The sequence below is a fragment of the Caldicellulosiruptor obsidiansis OB47 genome, from assembly GCF_000145215.1.
Lineage (GTDB): Bacteria > Bacillota > Thermoanaerobacteria > Caldicellulosiruptorales > Caldicellulosiruptoraceae > Caldicellulosiruptor > Caldicellulosiruptor obsidiansis.
In genome coordinates, this window is record NC_014392.1 from 1853642 (window position 1) to 1877089 (window position 23448).

At 35.2% G+C, this 23448-nt stretch carries 20 protein-coding genes, 1 tRNA gene and 1 pseudogene; 7 read left to right on the forward strand and 15 right to left on the reverse strand.

Translation table 11 applies throughout. The features are described 5' to 3' along the window. Positions 1 to 37: 37 nt before the first annotated feature. Genes COB47_RS08635 through COB47_RS08650 form a run of 4 tightly spaced genes read right to left on the reverse strand, consistent with a single transcriptional unit; the run spans position 38 to position 4014 of the window. On the reverse strand, positions 38 to 1003 hold the full coding sequence (locus COB47_RS08635) for an ABC transporter ATP-binding protein (RefSeq protein WP_013290998.1): 966 nt from the start codon (positions 1001 to 1003) through the stop codon (positions 38 to 40). Positions 1004 to 1033: 30 nt separating this feature from the next. Next, positions 1034 to 2050 carry an ABC transporter ATP-binding protein gene (locus COB47_RS08640; RefSeq protein ID WP_013290999.1) on the reverse strand — a complete coding sequence of 339 codons (1017 nt, stop codon included), beginning with the start codon at positions 2048 to 2050 and terminating at the stop codon, positions 1034 to 1036. 43 nt (positions 2051 to 2093) lie between these two features. Then, positions 2094 to 3071: an ABC transporter permease gene (locus COB47_RS08645; RefSeq protein WP_013291000.1), complete on the reverse strand. Its 978-nt coding sequence runs from the start codon at positions 3069 to 3071 to the stop codon at positions 2094 to 2096. A gap of 22 nt (positions 3072 to 3093) precedes the next feature. After that, positions 3094 to 4014 carry an ABC transporter permease gene (locus tag COB47_RS08650; protein ID WP_013291001.1) on the reverse strand — a complete coding sequence of 307 codons (921 nt, stop codon included), beginning with the start codon at positions 4012 to 4014 and terminating at the stop codon, positions 3094 to 3096. A gap of 411 nt (positions 4015 to 4425) precedes the next feature. Here COB47_RS08650 and COB47_RS08655 point away from each other — a divergent pair, with 411 nt between their 5' ends. Next, the gene (locus COB47_RS08655) at positions 4426 to 5370 is read left to right on the forward strand and encodes an L-lactate dehydrogenase (RefSeq protein WP_013291002.1); all 945 of its coding nucleotides are present in this window, start codon (positions 4426 to 4428) and stop codon (positions 5368 to 5370) included. Positions 5371 to 5492: 122 nt separating this feature from the next. Beyond that, complete coding sequence (gene rpsT / locus COB47_RS08660) at positions 5493 to 5792, forward strand: 30S ribosomal protein S20 (RefSeq protein WP_013291003.1); 300 nt, start codon at positions 5493 to 5495, stop codon at positions 5790 to 5792. A 48-nt stretch (positions 5793 to 5840) separates the two neighbouring features. Here rpsT and holA read toward each other — a convergent pair whose 3' ends face one another. From holA to COB47_RS08680, 4 genes are all read right to left on the reverse strand, one after another. Next, positions 5841 to 6848: a DNA polymerase III subunit delta gene (holA, locus tag COB47_RS08665; protein WP_013291004.1), complete on the reverse strand. Its 1008-nt coding sequence runs from the start codon at positions 6846 to 6848 to the stop codon at positions 5841 to 5843. Between the two features lie 7 nt (positions 6849 to 6855). Continuing rightward, the gene (locus COB47_RS08670; RefSeq protein ID WP_013291005.1) at positions 6856 to 9114 is read right to left on the reverse strand and encodes a DNA internalization-related competence protein ComEC/Rec2; all 2259 of its coding nucleotides are present in this window, start codon (positions 9112 to 9114) and stop codon (positions 6856 to 6858) included. Further along, on the reverse strand, positions 9111 to 9950 hold the full coding sequence (locus tag COB47_RS08675) for a PHP domain-containing protein (protein ID WP_013291006.1): 840 nt from the start codon (positions 9948 to 9950) through the stop codon (positions 9111 to 9113). Before COB47_RS08675 ends, COB47_RS08670 begins: the two co-directional genes overlap by 4 nt. A gap of 111 nt (positions 9951 to 10061) precedes the next feature. Beyond that, a complete protein-coding gene (locus COB47_RS08680; RefSeq protein ID WP_013291007.1) occupies positions 10062 to 11450 on the reverse strand; it encodes an NAD(P)/FAD-dependent oxidoreductase in 1389 nt (462 codons plus the stop codon). A 177-nt stretch (positions 11451 to 11627) separates the two neighbouring features. Between COB47_RS08680 and COB47_RS08685 the strand changes: the two genes are divergently transcribed. Next, entirely contained in the window at positions 11628 to 12674 is a 1047-nt protein-coding gene (locus tag COB47_RS08685; RefSeq protein WP_013291008.1) for a hypothetical protein, read from the forward strand. 58 nt (positions 12675 to 12732) lie between these two features. Here the strand turns inward: COB47_RS08685 and COB47_RS08690 are convergent, their stop codons facing one another. The 5 genes from COB47_RS08690 to COB47_RS08710 form a co-directional block, all read right to left on the reverse strand. After that, positions 12733 to 13476 (reverse strand): TIGR03915 family putative DNA repair protein, encoded by a 744-nt coding sequence (locus COB47_RS08690; RefSeq protein WP_041742505.1) that lies wholly within the window; start codon positions 13474 to 13476, stop codon positions 12733 to 12735. 3 nt (positions 13477 to 13479) lie between these two features. Then, positions 13480 to 14727: a putative DNA modification/repair radical SAM protein gene (locus COB47_RS08695; protein WP_013291010.1), complete on the reverse strand. Its 1248-nt coding sequence runs from the start codon at positions 14725 to 14727 to the stop codon at positions 13480 to 13482. A gap of 223 nt (positions 14728 to 14950) precedes the next feature. Beyond that, complete coding sequence (locus tag COB47_RS08700) at positions 14951 to 16990, reverse strand: beta-galactosidase (protein WP_013291011.1); 2040 nt, start codon at positions 16988 to 16990, stop codon at positions 14951 to 14953. 39 nt (positions 16991 to 17029) lie between these two features. After that, complete coding sequence (locus tag COB47_RS08705) at positions 17030 to 17401, reverse strand: sensory rhodopsin transducer (protein ID WP_013291012.1); 372 nt, start codon at positions 17399 to 17401, stop codon at positions 17030 to 17032. Between the two features lie 28 nt (positions 17402 to 17429). Next, positions 17430 to 18554 (reverse strand): alpha/beta hydrolase family protein, encoded by a 1125-nt coding sequence (locus COB47_RS08710; protein WP_041742785.1) that lies wholly within the window; start codon positions 18552 to 18554, stop codon positions 17430 to 17432. Between the two features lie 204 nt (positions 18555 to 18758). On the opposite strand from COB47_RS08710, the gene COB47_RS08715 reads away from it, so the two are divergent. Next, a tRNA-Arg gene (locus COB47_RS08715) sits at positions 18759 to 18834 on the forward strand. A gap of 150 nt (positions 18835 to 18984) precedes the next feature. Here the strand turns inward: COB47_RS08715 and COB47_RS12370 are convergent. Next, positions 18985 to 19339 (reverse strand): annotated as a pseudogene (locus COB47_RS12370) (ATP-binding protein); the annotation flags it as partial. Positions 19340 to 19858: 519 nt separating this feature from the next. Beyond that, entirely contained in the window at positions 19859 to 21247 is a 1389-nt protein-coding gene (locus COB47_RS08720; RefSeq protein ID WP_013291014.1) for an MFS transporter, read from the reverse strand. Positions 21248 to 21506: 259 nt separating this feature from the next. Between COB47_RS08720 and COB47_RS08725 the strand changes: the two genes are divergently transcribed. From COB47_RS08725 to arsB, 3 genes are read left to right on the forward strand one after another with little or no spacing between them, the layout of a single operon-like run. Beyond that, complete coding sequence (locus tag COB47_RS08725; protein ID WP_013291015.1) at positions 21507 to 21878, forward strand: ArsR/SmtB family transcription factor; 372 nt, start codon at positions 21507 to 21509, stop codon at positions 21876 to 21878. Between the two features lies 1 nt (position 21879). Beyond that, entirely contained in the window at positions 21880 to 22296 is a 417-nt protein-coding gene (locus COB47_RS08730) for an arsenate reductase ArsC (RefSeq protein ID WP_013291016.1), read from the forward strand. 2 nt (positions 22297 to 22298) lie between these two features. After that, positions 22299 to 23387, forward strand: a complete 1089-nt coding sequence (gene arsB / locus COB47_RS08735) for an ACR3 family arsenite efflux transporter (protein WP_013291017.1) — start codon at positions 22299 to 22301, stop codon at positions 23385 to 23387. The last annotated feature ends 61 nt before the right edge of the window (positions 23388 to 23448 follow it).

A 23448-nucleotide genomic window follows, 5' to 3' on the forward strand; every position in this document is an offset into this window, starting at 1 on the left:
ATAAAAATTTTTATTTTTTATCTTTACGTGACCTGCCTTATTTTTTATCCATCAAGTGGCAGGCCACGTAATGACCACTACCAACATCCCTAAACTTGGGCTCCTCTTCCTTACACCTGTCAAACGCATACTTGCATCTTGTTCTAAACCTGCAACCGGTTGGCGGATTGAGAGGGCTTGGAACGTCTCCTTCCAATATAATTCTTGTCCTTTCTTTAGAGATTTTCGGGTCAGGTATTGGTATTGCAGAAAGCAGTGCCTGTGTGTACGGATGCAAAGGATTGCTGTAAAGCTCGTTACTTTCTGCAAGTTCCACAAGCTTTCCTAAATACATTACACCTACCCTGCTGCTTATATGCTTTACCATTGACAGGTCATGAGCAATAAAAAGGTAGGTAAGGGAAAACTTTTGCTGCAAATCTTCCAGCATATTCACAATCTGAGCCTGTATCGACACATCAAGCGCTGATATTGGCTCATCGCATATGATAAATTCAGGCTCAACTGCTAAAGCCCTTGCAATACCAATTCGCTGTCTCTGACCACCAGAAAACTCGTGCGGGTACCTGTTTGCATGCTCGCTGCTGAGTCCCACAAGTCTTAAAAGTTCTTGAACTCTTTCTTTTTTTTCATTGCCCTTTGCAATGTTGTGTATCTCAAGCGGCTCACCTATAATATCACCAACTGTCATCCTGGGATTAAGTGAGGCATACGGATCCTGGAAAATCATCTGCATGGATTTTCTATAAGGAAGCATGTCTCTTTTTGTTATATCTTCTCCTTTGAATATAATCTGCCCGCTTGTTGGCTCATAAAGCCTTATGATGGTTCTTCCTGTTGTAGATTTTCCACAGCCGCTTTCACCAACAAGTCCCAATGTTTCTCCTTTTTTTATGAAAAAGCTCACATCATCCACCGCTTTTATATATGCTTTTTTCCCCAGTCCCATCTTTACTGGAAAATACTTTTTTAGATTTTTTACTTCAATCAAAACCTCATTCAACTTCTCCACCTGCCTCTGTTTACTACTTACTTATTCGTTTGCAGTTTTCACCTTTTCTAATAAACTCTGTGGAGCATACTGGTGATTCAGCCAGCACCTTGACCTGTGCCCGTCTCCAACTTCGAAAAGTGGTGGTCTTACTTGTAAGCAAACTCTCATTGCATATTCGCACCTTGGCGCAAACGGACACCCTTTTGGCGGCTTTAGAAGATCTGGCGGCTGACCTTCTATTGGCACAAGCCTTTTCTTAAGACCTAAATGCATCTTTGGCACAGACCTCAAAAGCCCCCATGTATAAGGATGCTTGGGGTTGTAAAATATATCATCAACAGTGCCTTCCTCAACAATGATTCCACCATACATTACAATTACTTTTTGACATATATCTGCCACAACACCAAGGTCATGAGTAATAAGTATAATTGACATCTTAAGCTGCTGTTGAAGTTTTTTCAAAAGGTCTAATATCTGAGCCTGGATGGTAACGTCAAGTGCAGTTGTTGGCTCATCTGCAATTAAAAGCTTGGGGTTGCACGAAAGAGCCATAGCTATCATAACTCTCTGACGCATACCACCCGAAAACTCGTGAGGGTACTGCGAAAGTCTTCGCTCAGGGCTTGGAATGCCAACAAGCTTTAACATTTCAATAGCTCTTTTTTTAGCCTGAGCTTTCGAAACTTTATTGTGAATTTTTATAGCTTCAATTAGTTGATTTCCAATTGTAAAAACAGGATTTAAAGATGTCATTGGGTCCTGAAATATCATACTGATTTTGTTTCCTCTAATATCTCTCATTTCTTTCTCAGAAAGCTTTAGTATATCCTTACCTTCAAATATAATCTGACCGTCAACTATTTTTCCAGGCGGTGCAATAAGTCTCATGATGGACATTGAGGTCACACTTTTACCGCTTCCAGATTCACCTACAATACCCACAGTCTGTCCTTCATATACGTCAAACGAAACATCATTTACTGCCTTTACTTCTCCAACATGTGTAAAAAATGATGTTTTCAGATTCTTTACTTCTAACAATTTTTCAGCCAATTCTTTTCACCTCAAATTCTGGAAAAATTATGTTTGAAAAAATTTATTTTCTCATTCTCGGATCAAGTGCATCTCTGAGTCCATCTCCAAACAGGTTAAATGTAAGTATTATTAAACATAATAAAAGCGATGGGAAAAATAGCCTATAAGGGTATGATATAAATCCATTCAAAGCATCTGAAGCTAAAGAACCCAGTGACGGAACCGGTGCATCAACCCCAAGACCAATAAAACTCAAGAAAGACTCAGTAAAAATAGCACTTGGAATCTGCAGTGTAGCAGTGACTATAATTGACCCCATGCTGTTTGGAATCAGGTGCCTGAGCAAAATTCTAAAGCCACTTGCACCAATTGTCTTTGCCGCTGTGACATACTCTTGCTGTTTTAAGCTCAATATCTCGCCACGTACAATCCTTGCCATTGAAATCCAGTAAGTAAGTCCCAGTGCAATGTATATGCAAACAAGTGGTGCACCCACTGTCTTAAGCCCGTTCAAAAACGAATATTTGTCAAAAAGTTCCTTCAAATAAGGTTTTAGTGACACTGAAAGAAGAATAACATATATCATTAACGGAATGCTGTACAGAATATCAACTACTCTCATCATAATATTGTCAACTTTGCCGCCCACATAACCCGAAATACCACCATATAAAACACCAATCACAATATTTATAATTGTTGCAATAATACCTATAGAAAGAGAAATACGCATACCATATAAACATCTGACAAAGAGGTCTCTGCCAAGATCATCTGTCCCAAACAAATGAGATAGTGAAGGTGGTAAGCCTTCTTGTCCAACTATTTGCTGATCATACTTATATGGCATAATAATTGGACCAACTACAGCAAGCAATACAAAAAACACTATTGTCCACATTGATACCATTGCTACTTTATTAGATTTGAGTCTTCGCCATGCATCCTGCCAGTAACTCACACTTGGTCTGACAATTGTCTCTTGCTGCCTTTCTTCTTTTGGAACTGGTACAAAAAGTTCTTTTGATATATTCTCCATTATCTTCTTTTCCCCCTTAAAATCAGTCCTCAAGTTTTATACGCGGGTCTATAAATACATAGATAATGTCTACAATAAGATTCATAAATATCAAAAACGCTGCATAAAATATTGTGGTTCCCATTACAAGCGAATAGTCTCTATTTGTTATGCTCTCTACATAAAATCTACCCATTCCTGGAATTGCAAAAATCTTTTCAACCACAAAACTACCAGTGAGTATTCCTGCAATTAAAGGTCCCAAGTAAGTAACAACAGGAATCAGAGAATTCTTCAGCGCATGTTTATAAACAACTATGAAATCTGAAAGTCCTTTCGCCCGTGCAGTTCTTATATAGTCCTGTGATAAACTTTCAAGCATACTGCTTCGAATAAGCCTTGCAATAAAGGATATTGGATAAGCTGCCAGCGTCACAACCGGAAGAATATAACTTCTTGGCTCATCTAACCCCATAATAGGAACAAGCTGAAGCTTTACACCAAAGATATACATCAAAATTACCGCAAGCACAAATCCAGGTATTGTAATGAAAATTGTAGCTATCACCATCGACAAATTGTCTTGCCACTTTCCTTGATGCACGGCTGACCAAATACCAAGAGGTATCCCTATCAAAAGGCTTAGGATTATAGCTAAAATACCTACCTTGGCAGAAACAGGAAATGTCTCTGCAATAATTTCATTGACAGTTCTACCCTGATTTCTCATTGAAATTCCCAAATCGCCGTGCAAAAGGCTATTTAAATACTTAAAGTACTGGATTGCAAGCGGTTTGTTGAGTCCATATTTTTCGTTCAGGTTTCGTAAAATCTCCTCAGGCAAAGTCTTTTCACCAGTGAACGGACCACCTGGTATCATTCTCATGAGAAAAAACGTAACAGTAATTATCACGAATAATGATACAATGGACCACACTATCCTTTTAAGTATGTATCTTGCCACGCATAATCTCTCCTTTGGTAATAAATTTATCAGACAACTAATGCACATTTATGCAATTGTTTGAATATTTATAAAATTGTTTATCTCAAAATTCACGTTGATAATTATAGCACTATATACTTGCATAATCAATACATATATGTGCGTTTAATTTTCTGAAAATATCAATTTTTCGTCAATCGTTTGAATTGTATACATGTATTTGTTTATACTTATTAAAGTCTTTCTCCATTTTTAGGTTTACGAATTGCTCAAAATGAAGGTTAATATCTTAAAGTTTTCATTTTAGTACTTTTTAGTTCATTAATATTTATACTCTTAAATTAGGATAAAAACTTTTGTGTGTTTTGAACCATCTTTTTGAGGGTAAAATTATAGAAGAAAACAAATGAACTTGGGAGGAAAAATTTTATGAGAAAACTGGGTAAAATTGTAATAATTGGAACAGGATTTGTTGGCGCATCCACTGCTTTTGCTCTTGTAGATGCTGGGCTTGCAACAGAACTTGTTCTGATTGACGTAAACCGTGCAAAAGCTGAAGGTGAAGCGATGGATTTAAATCACGGAATATCCTTTGTAAAACCCGTCAAGATATGGGCAGGTGATTATGAGGATTGCAAAGATGCTGATATAATAATAATTACTGCTGGTGCCAATCAAAAGCCTGGTGAAACAAGGCTCGACCTTACTCATAAAAATGCACAGATTACAAAGTCGATAGTGGAAAATATTATCAAATACACGCAGGATGCAATACTTTTAATGGTCACCAATCCTGTTGATGTTCTCACTTACGTAATGTATAAAGTTTCAGGTCTGCCAAAAAATCAGATTATAGGATCTGGGACAGTCTTAGACTCATCGCGATTCAGATACCTCTTGGCACAGCACTGTCAGGTCGACGTGAGAAATGTCCATGCATATATCTTGGGCGAACATGGAGATAGTGAGATTGCTGCATGGTCGCTTACAAACATAGGTGGCGTGAATTTTATGCAAGAGTGTCTTTTGTGCGGGAAAAACTGCTCACCCGAAGTAAAAGAACAAATTTTCAACAAAGTAAAAAACGCTGCATATGAAATAATTGAAAGAAAAGGAGCAACATATTACGCCATTGCATTGGCTGTTAGAAGAATTGTTGAAGCTATAATCAGAGATGAAAATTCTATACTTCCTGTCTCATCAATAGTTGATGACGTATATGGTGTAAAAGACGTTGCAATTTCTCTTCCTGCAATTGTCAACAAAAGCGGAGTTGTAAAGGTATTTGATATACCGCTGACAGATGAGGAAAAAGAAAAGCTCAAAAACTCTGCTCAGGTAATAAAAAGTGTGATAGAGTCTTTAAAATTATAATGAGGCAAGGTAAAAACCTTGCCTTTTGCTTTATTTCATTTGCCACTTTGAGCTGTTGCAATTTTGCTTTTGTCGTGATAAAATAGCAATTAGTCTTAAATTTTGAGTGGAGGTGAAAAGTTTTGGCAAACACAAAGTCTGCTAAAAAGAAGATAAAAGTTATAAGACGTAGAACTATTGAAAATAAGATTCAAAAGTTTAAAATGAAAAAAGCTATAAAAGAGGTCAAAAAAGCACTGCTTAGCGGTGACATCGAAAAGGCAAAAGAACTTTACTCAAAAGCTGCAAAGCTCATTGACCAGACAGCTGCAAAAGGTGTTATACACAAGAACAATGCTTCAAGAAAGAAATCAAGACTTATGAAGCTCATCAACAAGTACGCTGCTCTGTCTTCGCCACAGCCAGAATCAAAAGCTCAATAATAAAAAAGGGCTGTCCAGTCTCTTTTCAATGGATAGCCTTTTTGTATTTTATTTTACAATCTGGTACAAAAGCATTTCAAGTGCTGTCTCATCATCAATTTGCCCTTTTTTTATCATGTACTCATATTCTATGGTTTTTTGGATTATAGATTTTATCTTGTCAAGGGTTAAGCTTTCTGCTTGTTTTTTGTACTTGTCAACAAAGAACTCAAGAATACCAAGCTGTTTTGCAATCTGTTTCTTATTTGTCTCCTGCATCTCTTTTAACATTCCAAGTATCTTAAAATGACGCAAAATCAAAGCCAAAATCTTGCTGACACTCGTCCTGAGCTGATACAGCTCTCTCAGATATTTATAACCACCTTCTGTGTCCTTTGTGGCAAAAGCATCAAGCATCTGGAATATATGGTCTTGTGGATTGTCGGTCAAGGTCTTTAATATATCATCATGCGTAACCTTGCTCCTTTTGCCAAGATATGAAATGAGAACTTGTAAATGGTTGTAGATAAGCATCATATCCTTGTTGTAATGAAGAATAATCTCTTGTGCCATATTTTCAGAGATTGCTTTCCCTTCTTTTGACATTACATTTTGAACCCACTTTACCAAATCGGGCATGGAAGGCTGCACAAACTCTGCAGAATAAGCTATTTGTTTCAGGGCAGAAAAAAACTTGTTTTCTTTCGCTTCGTATTCTTTAAAGATTATATAAGTACTGTCACTTTTAAAATTTTTGAGATTATCTATGATAGCAGAAAGATTTAAGCTGGAGTTTGTAGATGCATACTTGAAAAAGTTTTTGAAGATTAGCACTTTTGGCTCTAAATCAAAAGATATTGAAAACATTTCGTTTATTATATCATTATAATTTGCAGTCTCACCGTCAAACTTTACTATGTTGTTCAAATTCCCACCAACGATGGCATAGCTAAAGCGCCTCGTATATTCGTCAATCAAAAATATTTCTTGTCCATAAAAAAGGTAAATCTTCTTGAAATCCTTTTTCAAGAGCTGCGAATTTAATTCTTTTATAATCTCTTTTGATTTTTCAGCCAACTCATATTCACCTCACAATATAGGGATTTATTATCACTTTATTTCTGTCAACCAATATATCTACGGTTCCATTTGAATCTGTCCTGTAAACCTTTATATTTTTGCTCTTGAGCCTTTGCAAGACCTCATTTGAAGGATGTCCAAATATGTTGCCTTTTCCTACTGAAATCACAGCAACCTTCGGCTTCACACTTTCCAAAAATTCTTCAGATGTTGCGGTGCTGCTTCCATGGTGCCCCACTTTTAAAATGGTCGCTTGTAAATTAAACCTTTTCATGTATTCCATCTCAGACTCATATGAAGCATCACCTGTAAAAAGCATGCTAAAATTGCCAAAGGTCAGCTTCACAACAACAGAACTATTTTCATCTTGTTCTACCGGTGGGATAAAATAGGCTTTTAAATTCTTGTAGCGATAAACTTTAAAGCTATCTACTAACACAACCTTTTGCCCTTTGAACTTTTGAGCATTTTCAAGATAGACCTCTTTTGACGTTACAATCCTGTCAACCTCCATCTCATCAAGCAGATAATCAAAGTCTCCAATGTGGTCCCTGTGCTTATGTGTCAACACCAAAACATCAAGTTTTGACACTCCTCTTTTGAGTATATACGGAAGAACAACTCTTTTCAAGCTGCTGAAATCTTCATACTCAGGTCCTGTATCAATCAGCATTGAAAATCCCTTGTATGTAATAAGGCTACTGTCTCCCTGTCCTACATCTATTACGTTTATGATGAGCCTGTTGTAATTCACGAGCATCTGGAAAATGAATGCCACAAGCAGCCCACCAATGCTCAAATAAATCACATATTTTAGTTGCCTGCTCATAAAGCTTTTAAAAATCAAATAAGCTACAACAGAATAGTAACAAAATATTAGCTTCTCATCCCATAAAATGACCTTCACATGCGAAAACCCTACATGAGATAATCTTGAAAGGAACATTAGCACGTTTACACAGACTTCTAAAAACCATTTAAATGGTAATATATCTATATTGAAGATCAAAAATATAAAATACATCAGCCCACTTGGCACAACAGCACTTGCAACTGGCACAGCAACTATGTTTGTAAAGAATGAAATAACTGAGACCTCAGAAAAATAATAAGCCAACAATGGCAATATTAAAATCTGAGCAGAAATTGAAACTGCAATAAGTGAAGATACACCGCTTGGTATCTTTAACTTTGCAATATACTCATATATCCCTTTATAAAACAGAATTATCGAAAGAACACTCAAAAAAGACAGCTGAAACCCAACATCAAAAAGAAAAAGTGGATTTACAAGTAGCATCAAAACGCTTGATACTGCCAAGCTGTTGAGCGTATCAGAATTTCTGTAAATAATTCTTCCAGCATAGAAGATTGCCGCCATAATTGAGGCTCTAACAACAGATGCTGACATACCTGTGACAATAGCAAAAACAATTATAACACCTATTATTAAAGAGTTTACTCCCTTACCATAAACCTTTAATATTCTTCTGAACAAAATCTCAACAAAAGCGCATAGCACACCTACATTTCCACCAGAGACCGCAAGAAGGTGAGCAAGCCCGCTTCGCTGAAAGTCTTTGTACATATCATCCGGAATTGTGGATTTGTTGCCAAGAATTAGACCTTTCAAAAGTGAAGATATATCATTTTTAAAAGACCTATCTATGAGATTATTTAGCATTGTAGAAAATCTATTGAGAAGACTGAGAACATTTTTGCCTTGAGAGATAACCTCTATGTCTTTTGAGAAAAGTGTATAAATAGCACCTTTGCCTTTCAAATATTCCTTGTAGTCAAATCCAAATCTATTTGTCTTTCCTTTTGGAATTTTAAGTTTTCCAGAAACTTTTACAGTATCTCCATAAAAAATACTTTTTTTAGACTCTGTTGTAACTCTAAGAGTAACAGCCTTTGCGTTTAGATTTGTTTTCAGATAAAAGGAAGTCTTTTTTTCACTTGTCTCGGGAAATGAGCACACACTACCAACAATAGAAACATGTCTCCCATCCAGATTTTTTTGTGGTTCGCAGACATAGAAAATGTAGTGTGTCCTGAAAAGCTGCAGTGTAAGAAAAAGAAAACATAAAATAAACAAAAACTTTTCCTTTTTAAAGTACTGAGGAAAAAAATAGTAGGCAGCACACAGCGCTCCTAAAATTAGCAAAAGGCAAAATACAAGTGTCTCAATTTCTTTTATATTTCTGCCCAGAACAATTCCTATCATCATAAAACCGGCAACAAATATCGCCTTTCTTGTCATCGTTTTAGTACCCTGCTTTCCAACATATAAAAAATTTCATCATCTATTTTTAAATTTCCCTTACCAACACCTATACAAATTTCCGGTTTGTTTTCTCCATGAAAGTCGCTTCCACCGCTGATAGCAAGGTCAAGTTTTTTAGCAATTTCAAGTAGCATACTTGTCTCTATTTGATTGTGGTCTGAGTGGAAAACCTCAATGCCGTCAAGCCCATATTCTTTTAGTTCCAAAAATACGTTTTCGCTTCCCTCTTCCAGATATAAATACTTGTGAGGATGTGCCAAAATAGCAAGTCCGCCTGCCTTTTTTATTGCCTCAATAGCTTCCTGAGGCTTTAATTTTTCCTTCTTTACATAAGCAGGCTTTCCAAAACCTAAAAGCTTTTCAAATACCTCTTTTGTAGTAGAAAAGTACCCTTTTTGAACAAGTACCTTAGCAATATGAGGTCTTCCTATCATCTCACCTAAAGCAAGTTTTTCTACCTCTTCCATTGAGATGTTGTAACCCATTTGTCTGAGCTTTTTAATTATTTGAGGATTTCTTTCTTTTCTGAATTTTTCTAACATTTTAAGTTTTTGCTGTAAGAATTTATTATCAATATCTATAAAAAGCCCTAAAATGTGCATCTCTATCTCAAAATCAGCACTTATCTCAACACCACTGACTACCTTAAGTCCAAGTCTTTCTCCCTCTTCAATAGCATCCTTAACTCCATCTGTTGTATCATGGTCAGTTATTGCAATAGCAAAAAGTCCTTTTTCTTTAGCAAATCTAACAACTTCTTGAGGAGTAAATGTCCCATCAGAAAATGTTGTATGAACATGAAGGTCAATCATCCTTAAAAAGCACTTCCTTTCTTTAATTTATTATATCTTAAACTTAGCAAAACAAAAAGGTGGCCTTTTCTCTCTTTATTAAGACCACCTCAAAAGCTTAAACGAATGAACTTATAATTTATTTGCAATCTCGCGAGCAATCAAAACTCCATTCACGCTCGCCTGCATAAGTCCTCTTGTAATTCCTGCTCCATCGCCACCAAAATAAAGGTTCTGAATTGTTAAACACTCAAAATTGTTCTTGACTTTTACCTCGTTTGAATAAAACTTAACCTCAACACCATAAAGCAGCGTGTCAAACGATGCAACTCCCTGCACTACATAGTCCAAAGCTTCAATCATCTCTTTTATATCAAGCATTATCCTGTATGGCAAAACAAGGCTCAAATCCCCTGCTACTGCATCTTGCAATGTAGGAACCACAGAGTTTCTCCTTATTCTCTCCTCGTTAGACCTTCTTCCTCTAATAAAGTCCCCATAACGTTGCACAAGTACCTTCCCACCCGATAGCATATTGGCAAGTTCTGCAATGTACTTTCCATATTTTATACTGTCTTTGAACGGATCAGTAAAATGTTTTGAGACAAGCAGCGCAAAGTTTGTGTTATCACTTTTGATATTTTTATAACTGTGTCCATTTACAACTGCCAAGTTGTCATAGTGTTCAACCGCAACATATCCGCCAGGGTTCATGCAAAATGTTCTTACTTTGTCGTCAAAGGTTTTTGTATAGTAAATAAATTTACTCTCATATAGATGTTCGGTAATCCCTTTCCAAATGTGATTTGGTGTCTCAACCCTAACACCTATGTCAACTCTATTGTTGTCGCACGGAATATTGTATTTTTCTATAATTTTAGAAAGCCAACTTGCACCCTCACGACCAACACATATAACTACATTTTTTGCACGGTATATACTGCCATCCTCAGCAACAACCCCTGCTGCCTTCCCGTCTTCTACAATCAAGTCTTTTACAGGGGTTTTGAACTTTATCTCAATGTTATTTGCCAAAAGAAAATCCTGGAATCTTTTGTATATCTTTTTTGCCTCTTCGGTGCCAAGATGTCTTATTGGACTTTCAACAAGCATGAGGTTTGCAACAGTTGCCTTCCTTTTTATTTCCTCAATCACCTGGCTATTTGTACCATATACTTTAGTGTCTGCTCCATTTTCAAGGTATATGCTATCTACGTACCTTATTAGCTCTACTGCCTTGCTTTGCCCAACAAATTCTTGAATTCTGCCACCAACGTTTGGTGATAGTGACAACTTCCCATCTGAAAATGCACCTGCACCCGAAAATCCAGTTGTTATATTGCAGGGTTTGCAGCCGCTGCAAACATTTGTAACTCTCTTTGGACACTCTCTTGACTCGATGTCTCTTCCTTTCTCGAATATCACAACGTTTGCCGCAGAAGAAGTTTTTACAAGCTCATACGCCGTGAATATTCCACATGGTCCTGCCCCTACAATAATGACATCATACATTGTGCTCATATTTCTCACCCTTTTACTTTTTGCAAAATTAAATTTCCCTCTGAAATGTTACACCAAATTATAAAATTTGTCTATTGAAAAATTACACACTTTTTTAATAATTGAGAAACAAAAAACCTAAATAAATGAGGTATTATAAAGAGTAGAAGAAAAAATTTACAAGGAGGTAAGTAAAAAATGAAAAGAAAATTGATAAGCTTAATTTTAGTTTTCATCTTTACTTTTCTCTTATTAGTACCGGTATATGCTGACCAAGATGCATCAACTACTTCATCTTCTCAAACTGTGACAAGCTCAACTTACGACACAACCCAGGCACAAACTTATCAAACAACACAAAATACAACCTACTCTCAGACCTACAACACTCAAAATTCGACAACCACAACCACAACATATTCTTCGACATATAGTACAAATTCAACCACCGAAGTGATTCCACCTATTTCAAATGACAGTGTTAATATTCAACAGCCGCAGAAGCTTACAAAAGAGCAGAAAAAGACTATTAACAACCTCTTTTTGCAAATAAATCAGCTAAAGGCAAAGTTTAACAAGATTAATGCTGAGGTAAATCATCTTAGGGCAAAGATAAATGCTTACATCCAAGCTGCAAAAAGATATGATAAGAATTTCTTCACTCAGGAAATGAACAAAATAATTAACGAGGTGAACAAGACTATATCCCAACTTCAAAAGGAACTTCACAAAAAGAACTACTCATCTTCAAAGGTGGCAGAGCTCAACAATCAACTAAACCAAAAACTCAACGAACTAAAAGTATATGAAGAAGTCTATAAAAACCAGCAGCAACAAGCAGTTGACCAAGCTGTATACCAAATAAAACAGTATATGGACCAGATACAACCAACAGTAAGTCAAAAGGTGTATCAGATAAATACTATCGAGAAGCAGATAAAAATCAAACTCTATGAATATCATCAAACAATTAAAACTGGCGATTATAACAAAATGGTAAGCATATTGAATGAAGTTGTAAGTTTGTATCAAGCAAAAGTCAATATTATCTCTGAAATAAAAAATCTGTACACGGATATTCTTTCTAAGATAGAAAATATTGTAAAAAACTCTCTCAACATGCACAAAAAGTATATTCAGCCAACACCAGAAAAGAAAATCACAATCCCTGGCAAAGGTAACTCTAAAATAGAAATAGAAAGAAAAAAGATTCCTCAGCAGCCTCACAAAGGAAAGAAGAAATAAAATTTTAAACTTATGCTCAAAACAAAAAGGTGTACATCCGAAAAAGAAGGATGTACACCTAATTTTTTTCTACAAGATACTTCCAGTATTTTTTAGGCATGTTTTGTTGCTGAAGTTTCAAATTTTTCCGTTCTTCAATTGCCACTGCTTTAAAATAATTCTTCCACAGCATCTGAAACATCTCATCTTGATGAGTCACTTTCAATTTTAGGTTGTCACAAGTTAAAAACTGAACTTTTTTTCTATCGTAAATAGCAACTTTGTTTCGCTTCACATCATGGATAGCCCAGTAAAATTCATTCAGTCTATTTTTAAAAAAATATGCAATTGGTTTTATAATGTCGTTTTTGGGTTCAAACTTGGCGTAAAGAAACCCTTTATCTGTCTCACAAAACCTCATAAGCCCCATGTACTTTCCTATTTCCCTGCTAACGTTTTTTGCCATCTTTTCAACTGCATTTACTAAATCATCACTGTAAAGATACTTTATCCTTTTGCCATGCTCGAATACAAAAAATAGATATCTCAAAATATAACCCTCTTTGTCCTTAGTATCTGATAAAAATGCATAGTAAATCTTTTTGAAAACACTGCTATCAGCTTTTTCAATTATGCCCTTCCTCATTGCCAAAAACGTTTTTAAATCATTTTGAACCTCTCTTATACTATCTACGAACATTGGTTGGTACTCATTTTTTGAAACAATTATAGCCCTATCTTTATCTATACCTTCAGAAATTATGTGAAATGCCACACACATAAAACCTTCGAATGTTCCGTCATACAAAAATATTTTGTCCACCTTTTAAATCTCCCCTGTTATCACAGATGTAAATACTTCCCTATCAAAAAAGGAAAGCTGCTGAGGTCTTTGTAAAGAATTTTTATCTGTGAGTTTTTGCTTTATTTTCTCAGGTTCTAAATCAATCAAAAACCTTTCAAATGTCTTGCCGTTGCATGTTATAAAATATTTTGCTCTTTTTAGAACAACACCCATCTTTTTTAAATCCTCAAACTCCAGAGAATGAAATACCCTGTTTTTTATTATCCTCCTTGCACTTTTTATACCGATTCCCGGCACTCTTATGAGTTCTTCATAGCTTGCTCTGTTCACCTCTACAGGAAACCTATCAAGATTTCTGAGCGCCCACATCACTTTCGGGTCAACTTCAAGGTCCAGGTTTTCATCCTTGCTTTTAAAAAGCTCATCAGCAGAAAAGTTATAAACCCTTATCAGCCAGTCTGCCTGATAGAGTCTGTGTTCACGCAAAAGCGGTGGACTCTCCACTTTCAATATTCTTGGGTCGTGATTTACAGGCGTGTATGCAGAATAGTATACCCTTTTGAGCTTAAACTTCTTGTAAAGGTGCTGGCTTAAGTTGATTATTTTATAATCACTGTCATCTGTTGCACCAATGATCATCTGAGTGCTCTGACCGGCCGATACAAAATTTTTCTCTTCTTCAGCTACTTTTGTTATAAACTCCATGGGCTTTAATATACTCTCTTTTGTTTTATTGGGACAGAGAAGCCTTAAGCTTTTTTCAGATGGAAGTTCAATATTGACGCTCATTCTGTCAGCCAAAAATCCGGTTTTTTTTATTAAATCAAGCGATGCATAGGGAATAGCTTTAACATGAATATATCCATTGAACTGGTATTTATATCTCAAAAGCCAGACTGTTCGAAAAAGCATCTCCATTGTCCAGTCAGGAGAATTTTTGATGGCAGAGCTCAAAAAAAGACCCTCTATATAGTTTCGCTTATAAAAGTTTATGGTCAGCTCAGCAATTTCCTGAGGCGTAAATGTTGCCCTTTTTATATCATTGCTTCTTCTGTTAATACAGTAAGCACAGTCAAAAATACATTCATTTGTAAATAGAACTTTCAAAAGGGAGATACAACGCCCATCATCTGTCCAGCTGTGGCAAATACCTGCAGAAAATGTTGAGCCAAATCCAAAATGCTTTTCCCTTTTGCTTCCACTTGACGCGCACGAAACATCATACTTTGCAGCAGCACCAAGCACCTCAAGTTTTTCAAGTATATCCATACAAATCACTTCTTTTTTTAAAGACTATTTGTAGTTAATTTATACCTATATAATAACCGAATATATATTCTATTTCAAGAGAAAATTAAGAGACCCCTTTCTACAGGTATGAAGAGAAAAGGGCCTCTTACTATTCTTTTGTGGATTCAACACCAGAATACTTTGGCGACATTCTGTACTGCCACCTCTATTGTAGTTATCAGGGGGTAGTATCTGCGGTTTTTTAACCTTTTAATCTTCTTAGTATCATAACCTCTTTGGATGCAAGAGTAGCTTTTCCGCCCAAAACCTTCTGTGTTATCAACTCATAATACTCATCTTTAAGCTCAATATTTACATCATAACCATTGAAATTCAAAAGAAACACATATTCATTCCCATTTTTTTCTCTTTTTGTTACTTCAACACCTTCTGGCACAGGTAATATTGGTTGTACACCAGCCTTTTCAGCGTAGAACTTAACAAGACCTTCTATAAACCTTTGCTCTGGTCTTGTTCCAATATAAATTGCCTTTCCATTTCCATAATCATTTTCAACAACTGCCGGCATTTTGCTGTAATAATCCTGTTCATAGTGAGCAAGCGCCCTTGCACCTTCAAGGTGAATAACGTCGCAGATAAAATCACATTCGTATTTTCCGTCAAGCATACCTATAGGTTTTTCAAGTATAATAGCATTTTTCATATCAGGGAAAAGCGCATCAATCTCCTCAACCCAGATACCACAGAGTTTCCTAAACCAACCCGGATAGCCGCCAAGAATTACTCTGTCATTTTCATCAACAAGTCCTGATAGATATGTTGTAATAAATATTCCGCCGTTTTTTACATAGTTTTCTATGTTCTTTGCACTTTCTTCGTCAAGAAGATACAAAAGTGGTGCAACAACAAGCTTGTACCTTGTTAAATCTTCTTTCGGGTCAACAACATCCACATTTGTTTTCAACTTATATAGAGCTCTGTAGTACGCATCTACATGTTCAAGGTAAGATATATCATTTCTAAATCCCATACTCTCTTCAAGCGCCCACCAGTTTTCCCAGTCAAATAAAAGTGCAACCTCGCTCTTAGTTGTTGACTCCAAAATCTCATCAAGAAGCAAAAGTTCGTCGCCAATCTTTTTAAGCTCCTTGCTCACCCTCGTCTCAAGATGCCCAACATGCGGAACCATTGCAGAGTGAAACTTTTCACACGAAGCAACCGACTGTCTCCACTGGAAATACAGCACAGAATCAGCTCCGTGTGCAATTGCATGATAGCTCAAAAGCCTTATCATACCAGGTCTTTTTGCGGAGTTGTACCACTGCCAGTTTGTCTGGCTTGGTGTTTGTTCCATTAATATAAAAGACTGGTCTCTTTTGAGCCCCCTCATAAGGTCATGTTTGAATGCAACAGAGCTTGGTGCATCTTTTATCGAAGGGTAATTGTCCCATGATACAATGTCCATATGTTTTGCCCATTTGTGATAGTCAAGAGGTTTGAACGGTCCCATCAAGTTTGTTGTAACAGGGACATCTGGCATGTATTTTTTGATAATCTCAACTTCCATTTTATAAAGATTTAGAAGGCTGTCTGACATAAACCTCTTGTAATCAAGCGAAAGTCCCTGGAATGAGCTTTTCTGTCTTCCAGGCAAATATTCATATTCCTCGTTCAGATACGATGGAACTTCTATCTCATCCCAATCATAAAATGTATGTCCCCAGAAAGCTGTGTTCCATCTCTTGTTAAGCTCATCCAATGTTTTATATCTATCTTTTAGCCACTGTCTAAAGGCTTTCGCACAGTTTTCACAGTAGCAGTAAGGACCATATTCGTTACTGATATGCCACATTATAACTGCAGGATGGTCTTTATACCTTTTTGCCATCTCTTCAACAATTCTTCTCACTGCATTTTTGAAGTTTGGACTGTTGGGACAGTAGTTCTGCCTTGCTCCATGTTTTCTTTTTCTCCCATGAATGTCAACAGGCAACACGTCAGGATACTTTTTAGAGAGCCATGCTGGCTGAGAAGCTGTAGGTGTTGCCAAGATGACATGTATCCCATTTGAATAGAGCTTATTGATTATTTTATCAAGCCATTCAAATGTAAATTCATCTTCATTTGGCTGAAGCTGTGCCCATGAAAATATTGGCATAGAAACTGCATTTACGTTATAGTATTTCATAAATTCAATGTCCTTTTCCCACACATCCTCTGTCCACTGGTCAGGATTGTAGTCTCCACCGTGCAAAAATTTTTTCAGCTTGATTTTGCCCATTATAAAAGCCTCCTTTTAAAATATAATGTCTGCTTACCCTTACTCAATCGGAAAACCAATAACGCTCAAAAGCGCCATATTGCCAAGTCTTGTGTCAAGACGTGACATTTGAACAACAATCTCTTTGTCACTCTCAACAACAAGAGAATATGGAACTTCTTTTGGAATAATTAGACCTCCTATCAACTCCGGCTTATTTAACCATGCATGAATTGTTCTTCGGGCTTTCACAATAAAATAGTCACTTTCAATTGGTTCTCTGTCTTCAAAAAACACAGTAAGCTTTACTTTTGCATCGCTATCCCCTGTGTTTACTATACACAAACACTCATGACCAGGAATTGACATTGAACCTTCTGATGGAATGTAACCATCTGGTATCACCCAAACTTTTTTCCCCAGATGTTTCAAATTAATTACCTCCTCGCATTTGAAGATTTTACAAATTTTTTGTTATGTACTCCAAAGCATCTTTTTGCATATTTAAATTAAATTCATGCCCATTTGGATAAAATTTGTATTCAAATTGGTTACCACAATCAAAATTTACAAAGTAACTTTTTATCCTCTCTACAGCAGACTGCATTGCATCTTTTGGAAAGAGACTATCATACTCACACTGCATAATAAAAAGTTTTCTTGGAGCAATCAAAGCTGCAACATCAGGCAGGTCAAGAACCCTTGTAAAACCTGGAATATGAACCATAAAAGTATGTCTTGCAGTTTTGCCAAGCATTTTTCTAAATTCAGACATAAAGGCAATAATGATGCTACATTTTATTTCATTTCTGAGGCTGCTCAAAAAAAGTGTCCTAAAGCCCCCTAAGGAAAATCCCATGCAACCAATTCTTTTCTTCTCTACATCCTCTCTTTGCAAGAGATAGTTAAGCCATGCCAAATCTTCATTTAACAAAATGCTTGGCCAGTTTGTTCCATAAAGATTGATATTCTTAAACATTATAGGTTCAAGTTGAGAGGATATTTTATTGAAAATTCTTATGTACTCATCTAAACCTTCTTGATAATTCAAAAGCTCATTTATTGAATTGTCATCTGTTAAAAGCTCAATTAACTCAGCAGAAAGCCTTCTTTTCCCAAAATAAAATGCATCGGGAGAAAATACAGCAAACCCGTTTTTTACAAACTCTAACGCCCACGGCAATGATGAGTAAAATTTTTTCTGGTATTCATTGACAAAAGTCTGGGTATTGTCTTGCCTGTATATTCTTTCTTTACCATAGTAGTAAAATCCACCATGGTCATGCAAAACAACCACCACAGGATAAGGTGGATTCAAATCCCTTGGTTTTAAAAGCACAGCTTCTGAGTGAATACCATTTAAATTTCCAGCTATAATCTCTTCTTTAAATTCACCATGGTCAATCTCAAATTTTTTATCTTCCCTGAATATTAGGCTTAAATTCAGGTAAAGAAGCGACACCAATTTATCTACAATTTTTCTTTGCTCTTCAAAAGTTTTCTGATTTGAAACTACTTCTCCCCACTTGGTGCTTTCAGAGAAACTGTTGTGTTTTCCAAAGTATTTCTCAAAAATTTCTGACATCATTATCCCTTCAGATATCATTTTTTTATGCCTTGTTAATTGCATTAACGTTGAACTTGTTCTTATTATACTACAACTTTTCTTTGGATTGAATGATTTTGGTGTTTTGCAAATTAAGATTAATATCAATATTTTAAGATATTTAAAAAGGTTGCAAATTCATTGATTTGATTTTATAATTTAAATTGGTGTTATAAAAGACATGCGCCCGTAGCTCAGAGGATAGAGCGTAGGACTTCGAATCCTGTGGTCGGGGGTTCGACTCCCCCCGGGCGTGCCAAGTAGGATTTATCAAGGATTGAAGATGGTAGTAAAAGTTGAAAATTGGGATTAAAAAGCAGTAAGTCCTGTGGAGAATGTATACCACTGTAAATGTCAATATCATTAAAATGAACAAAAAATCGAAAATAAAAATGTACAAAAAATAAACTTAGCTTTGCTGGTTTGAGTTGCTAAAATATGCTGTTTTTGACTGCAATCTGTATGAAGGTCCTTTTATAAAAATCACGTAAGAATGATGGAACAGCTTATCTAAAATTGCATTTGCTATTGTTGTTCCACCAAATATCTCTCCCCATTCTTAAAATACAACATTGGTTGTTATTATTGTGTTGCTTTTTTCATATCTGCTCAATATAAGTTGAAAAAATAAATTCGCTCCATCATTGTTCTTTGGGTAAACAACTTATCTCATCTATTATTAAAACTCTATATTTTGAAAAATGTTTAAGCCTGTATTCTAATCTGTTTTCTAACAGTGCCTTTTTTAGCTGGGCTATTAACTCTTAAAGACCAGTTAAAATAAAATTTTATTCACTGTAGAAATAATCATCAAACTGAGCTACTTAAAATAAATAAAAACGAAATTGTTGAAACTGCTAAAAACATGGCAAAAGAAGCAAGTACTAAATATGTATTGCTTCCTGTGATAATCCTAAGCGCCCAGACCTACAACTACAAAAGTAAAACTTGCTCGATTAAGAAAGGTAAAAAGACATTTTCGCCATATACGCTTTCTTCGTTAAAGAAAATAAGGCTTACCCGGATGAAAGTTTTTGATAATTCAATTACAAGATCAATAATTAGAAATAACACGCACCAGATAAATTTTTATAACTACGAAATTTGAAGAAAACGAAAGGTATTTGAGAAAATCAAAGGTATGTTGAGAGAGATGGAAATTCATGTAACATTTTTATTATCCTTAATCTCAAAGGATGTCCAACCGCTCTAAGTAATTTAGCGCTCAGTTCATCTTTATTCATGAAATATCACCTTTTTGTAGATTTTGTCAAAACTCATTTTTAGCTTTCATTTCTTGGTCTTGAATAAGATATTAAAGCTCCAATAAAACTTATCAAAGCAGCAATGTAATAAACTTTACTGCTGCTTGTTAAAAATCTAACGGCATAAATGCCCTTTTGTTGGTTCATAAATACACTAAATAAAGCTGTGGAAAAAGAAATACCAATAACCATCCCCAAGTTTTTTATAAGTTGAGTTATACCATTAGCAATACCAAGTTTTTGTTTTGGAACGCTTCCCATAATACAACTATTATTAGGAGATTGAAAAAGTCCCAATGACAACCCCATTAGTGAATGTGCAAATATTACTAAAACCAAAGGTGTAGTCATTTTCACATTTGCAAGAAGTATTAAAGCAATTCCATTTATAACTAAACCAGATGTTGCCAACAAGTAAGAGCCAATTTTATCTGATAATTTACCACTAAAAGGCGATATTATAGCCATTGCTATTGGAAAAGCCATCATATATAAACCGGCTTTTTGAACAGGTAAATCTATAACTCGTTGATAATAAAAAGGAAGAAGTACTGTAGGGGTATACATAGTGAAAAATGAAAGCAGTGAAGCAGTTACCGCTGTTGAAAAACTTTTAATTTTAAATAATCCTAAATCTACAACTGGATTATCACATTTTCTTTCTCTATAGATAAATAAAACAAGTGCTAAAGCAAACAATAACATGCTTATAGTAAAATTATAATCGTTCAGCTTAATTTTGTTAATAGAAGATATAGCATAAATAAAACTTACTATTACTATTACAAGTAAAAAAGAACCAATAAAATCAAATTGAGAAAACTTAAATTTGTGTTCTTTCTTATCTCTGGGAATAGTAAAATATGATAAAACAAATCCCAAAAATGATACTATAAAAGTTAGTATGAATGCGCTTCGCCAACCCCACAATGAAGTTATAGCACCACCTACTGGTGGACCGAAAACACTTCCAAGCGCCATTGTACTCGCTAATATTCCTATATTTTTACCTCTTTCACTTGCTGGCAGATTTTCGGTCACTATAGCCAATCCGTTCGCCATAACCATTGCACCGCCTATTCCTTGCAATACGCGCATAACAAGTAACATCTCAAAATTCACTGACAAACCACAAAATAGAGTAAATATTGAAATAACGAAATAACCTAAGTTATAAATTTTTCTTCTCCCTATTGAATCGGCTACTGAACCTAAAATAGGCAAAAGTGCCGACATTGTAAGAAGATAAATTGATGCCACCCACTGAATTATGTTAATATCCTTACTAAACTCTTTTGCAATTACAGGTAATACAACATTGACAATCCCGCTATCAAACATAGAAAAAAATGCTCCAACCATCACTGTAAACAAAATAAGATCATTTCTTCTTTTCTCATTTGGCATTAAACTCAAGCCTCCTCAATACAGTAATTAGCAAATGCTAAATTTATGCTTATGATTATATTCGATTATTCGAATATTGTCAAGTTTTTTTAAAATCATTTTTACAAAAAATTAGGTAATTATAATTCTTCGTTATGTCCTCTAAAAATATAATCTCATTGCATCAATTCTTCTATACCTTTTATATTGACAAGAAAATATCAATCTTGTATGATATATGAGTGTAGTTGAATATAATCATAGAATGAAGGGGGTAATTATGAACTTAGCCGAAATTTTAAAAATTCTTGGGGACGAGTGTAGATTGCGAATAATAAATCTGCTTTTGCAGCAAAGTCTTTGTGTTTGTGATATAGAAAAAATACTTGGCACAACACAATCCAATACTTCAAGACACCTAAACAAATTAAAAGTAGCTGGTATTTTATCAGCTTCAAAAAAATCACAATGGATATATTACAGTATAAACAAATTATTTTTACAAGAAAATGAAAAGTTAATTGAATTTTTAAGAGAAAAGTTTTCTCAGCAAGAGATTTTTAAAAATGATTTAATTCGGCTTAAAGAATTGAAAGAAAAATACAAAGAATGTGAACATACTTTTAAAAAAGTGCAAAGGAGTGATATTTAAAATGAAACCAAGAGTTGCTTTTGTTTGTGTTGGTAATTCATGTCGAAGCCAGATGGCAGAAGGTTTTGCAAAACACTACGGCAAAGATTTGATTGAAGTGTACAGTGCAGGAACAGATATTGCAAAGGAGGTAAATCCTCTTGCCATTGAAGTCATGAGAGAGGTTGGAATTGATATATCTTCACATTTTCCAAAGACAATATTTGATATTCCAAAAGAAGTTGATTTTTTAATCACTATGGGTTGTGGTGTTGAATGTCCATTTATCCCATGTAAGGTAAAAGAGGATTGGGGACTACCTGACCCTGTAGAAAAACCTATTGAAGAATTTAGAAAAGTAAGAGACGAGATAGAAAAAAAGGTCTTAGAGCTTATTATTGAAAGAATTAAAAAAGAATACTATAGGGAGGGAAAATAAAAATGCAACAGAAAAAAGGCTTGTCGTTTTTAGATAGATTTTTGACAGTCTGGATTTTGCTTGCTATGATTGTAGGTGTTTTGATAGGATATTTTTTCCCAAACTTTGCAAACGTGCTAAATAAGCTTAGCATTGGAACAACATCAATTCCAATTGCTATTGGATTAATTTTGATGATGTACCCCCCTCTTGCAAAAGTTAGATATGAAGAAATAGGAAAGACAAAAGCAGGCAAAAAACCTTTTGGAATTGCAATCTTATATAACTGGTTTATAGGACCTGTTGTCATGTTTTTGCTTGCCATATTGCTTTTGAGGGATTATCCACATTATATGATAGGAGTAATACTGGTAGGATTGGCTCGATGCATTGCGATGGTTCTTGTATGGAATGACCTTGCAGATGGTGACAGGGATTTTGTTGCAGGGCTTGTTGCTCTCAATGCAATCTGGCAAGTTCTCACCTATTCAGTATTAGCATATATATTTATAAAGTTACTTCCTCCACTTTTTGGAATTAGCACATCTTCAATAGCATTGAATATTTCTATGAAAGAAATAGCTATATCGGTATTTATTTACCTCGGCATTCCTTTTATAGCTGGAGTATTGACAAGAATCTTTCTGGTCAGTAAAAAAGGTAGAGAATGGTATGAAAAAAATTTTGTACCTAAGATAAGCCCAATAACTTTAATAGCATTACTCTTTACAGTCATTGTGATGTTTTCTCTAAAAGGAAAGTACATTGTTACTTTACCACTTCATGTATTGAGGATTGCAATACCACTTTCGTTGTATTTTGTTATAATGTTTTTAATAACATTTTTCACAGCATACAAAAGAAAATATGGTTATCCTGAAAGTGCAACTGTTGGTCTTACAGCTGCAAGTAACGATTTTGAACTTGCAATAGCAGTGGCTGTTGCAACTTTTGGTTTAGCTTCAGGCGAAGCATTTGCAACAGTTATTGGTCCATTGATTGAAGTTCCTGTCATGCTTCTTTTAGTAAATGTTGCTCTGTATTTAAAGAAGAAGCTTTATAGCTCTCAAGATGAAAAAAGTTACAAAGAAAATTCCTTCAAGCAGAATTAGATAAGAAAAGGGCTATCCTCGTCGAGACTATAAGTAATTTTGTGTAAAGTATAAGGACCTC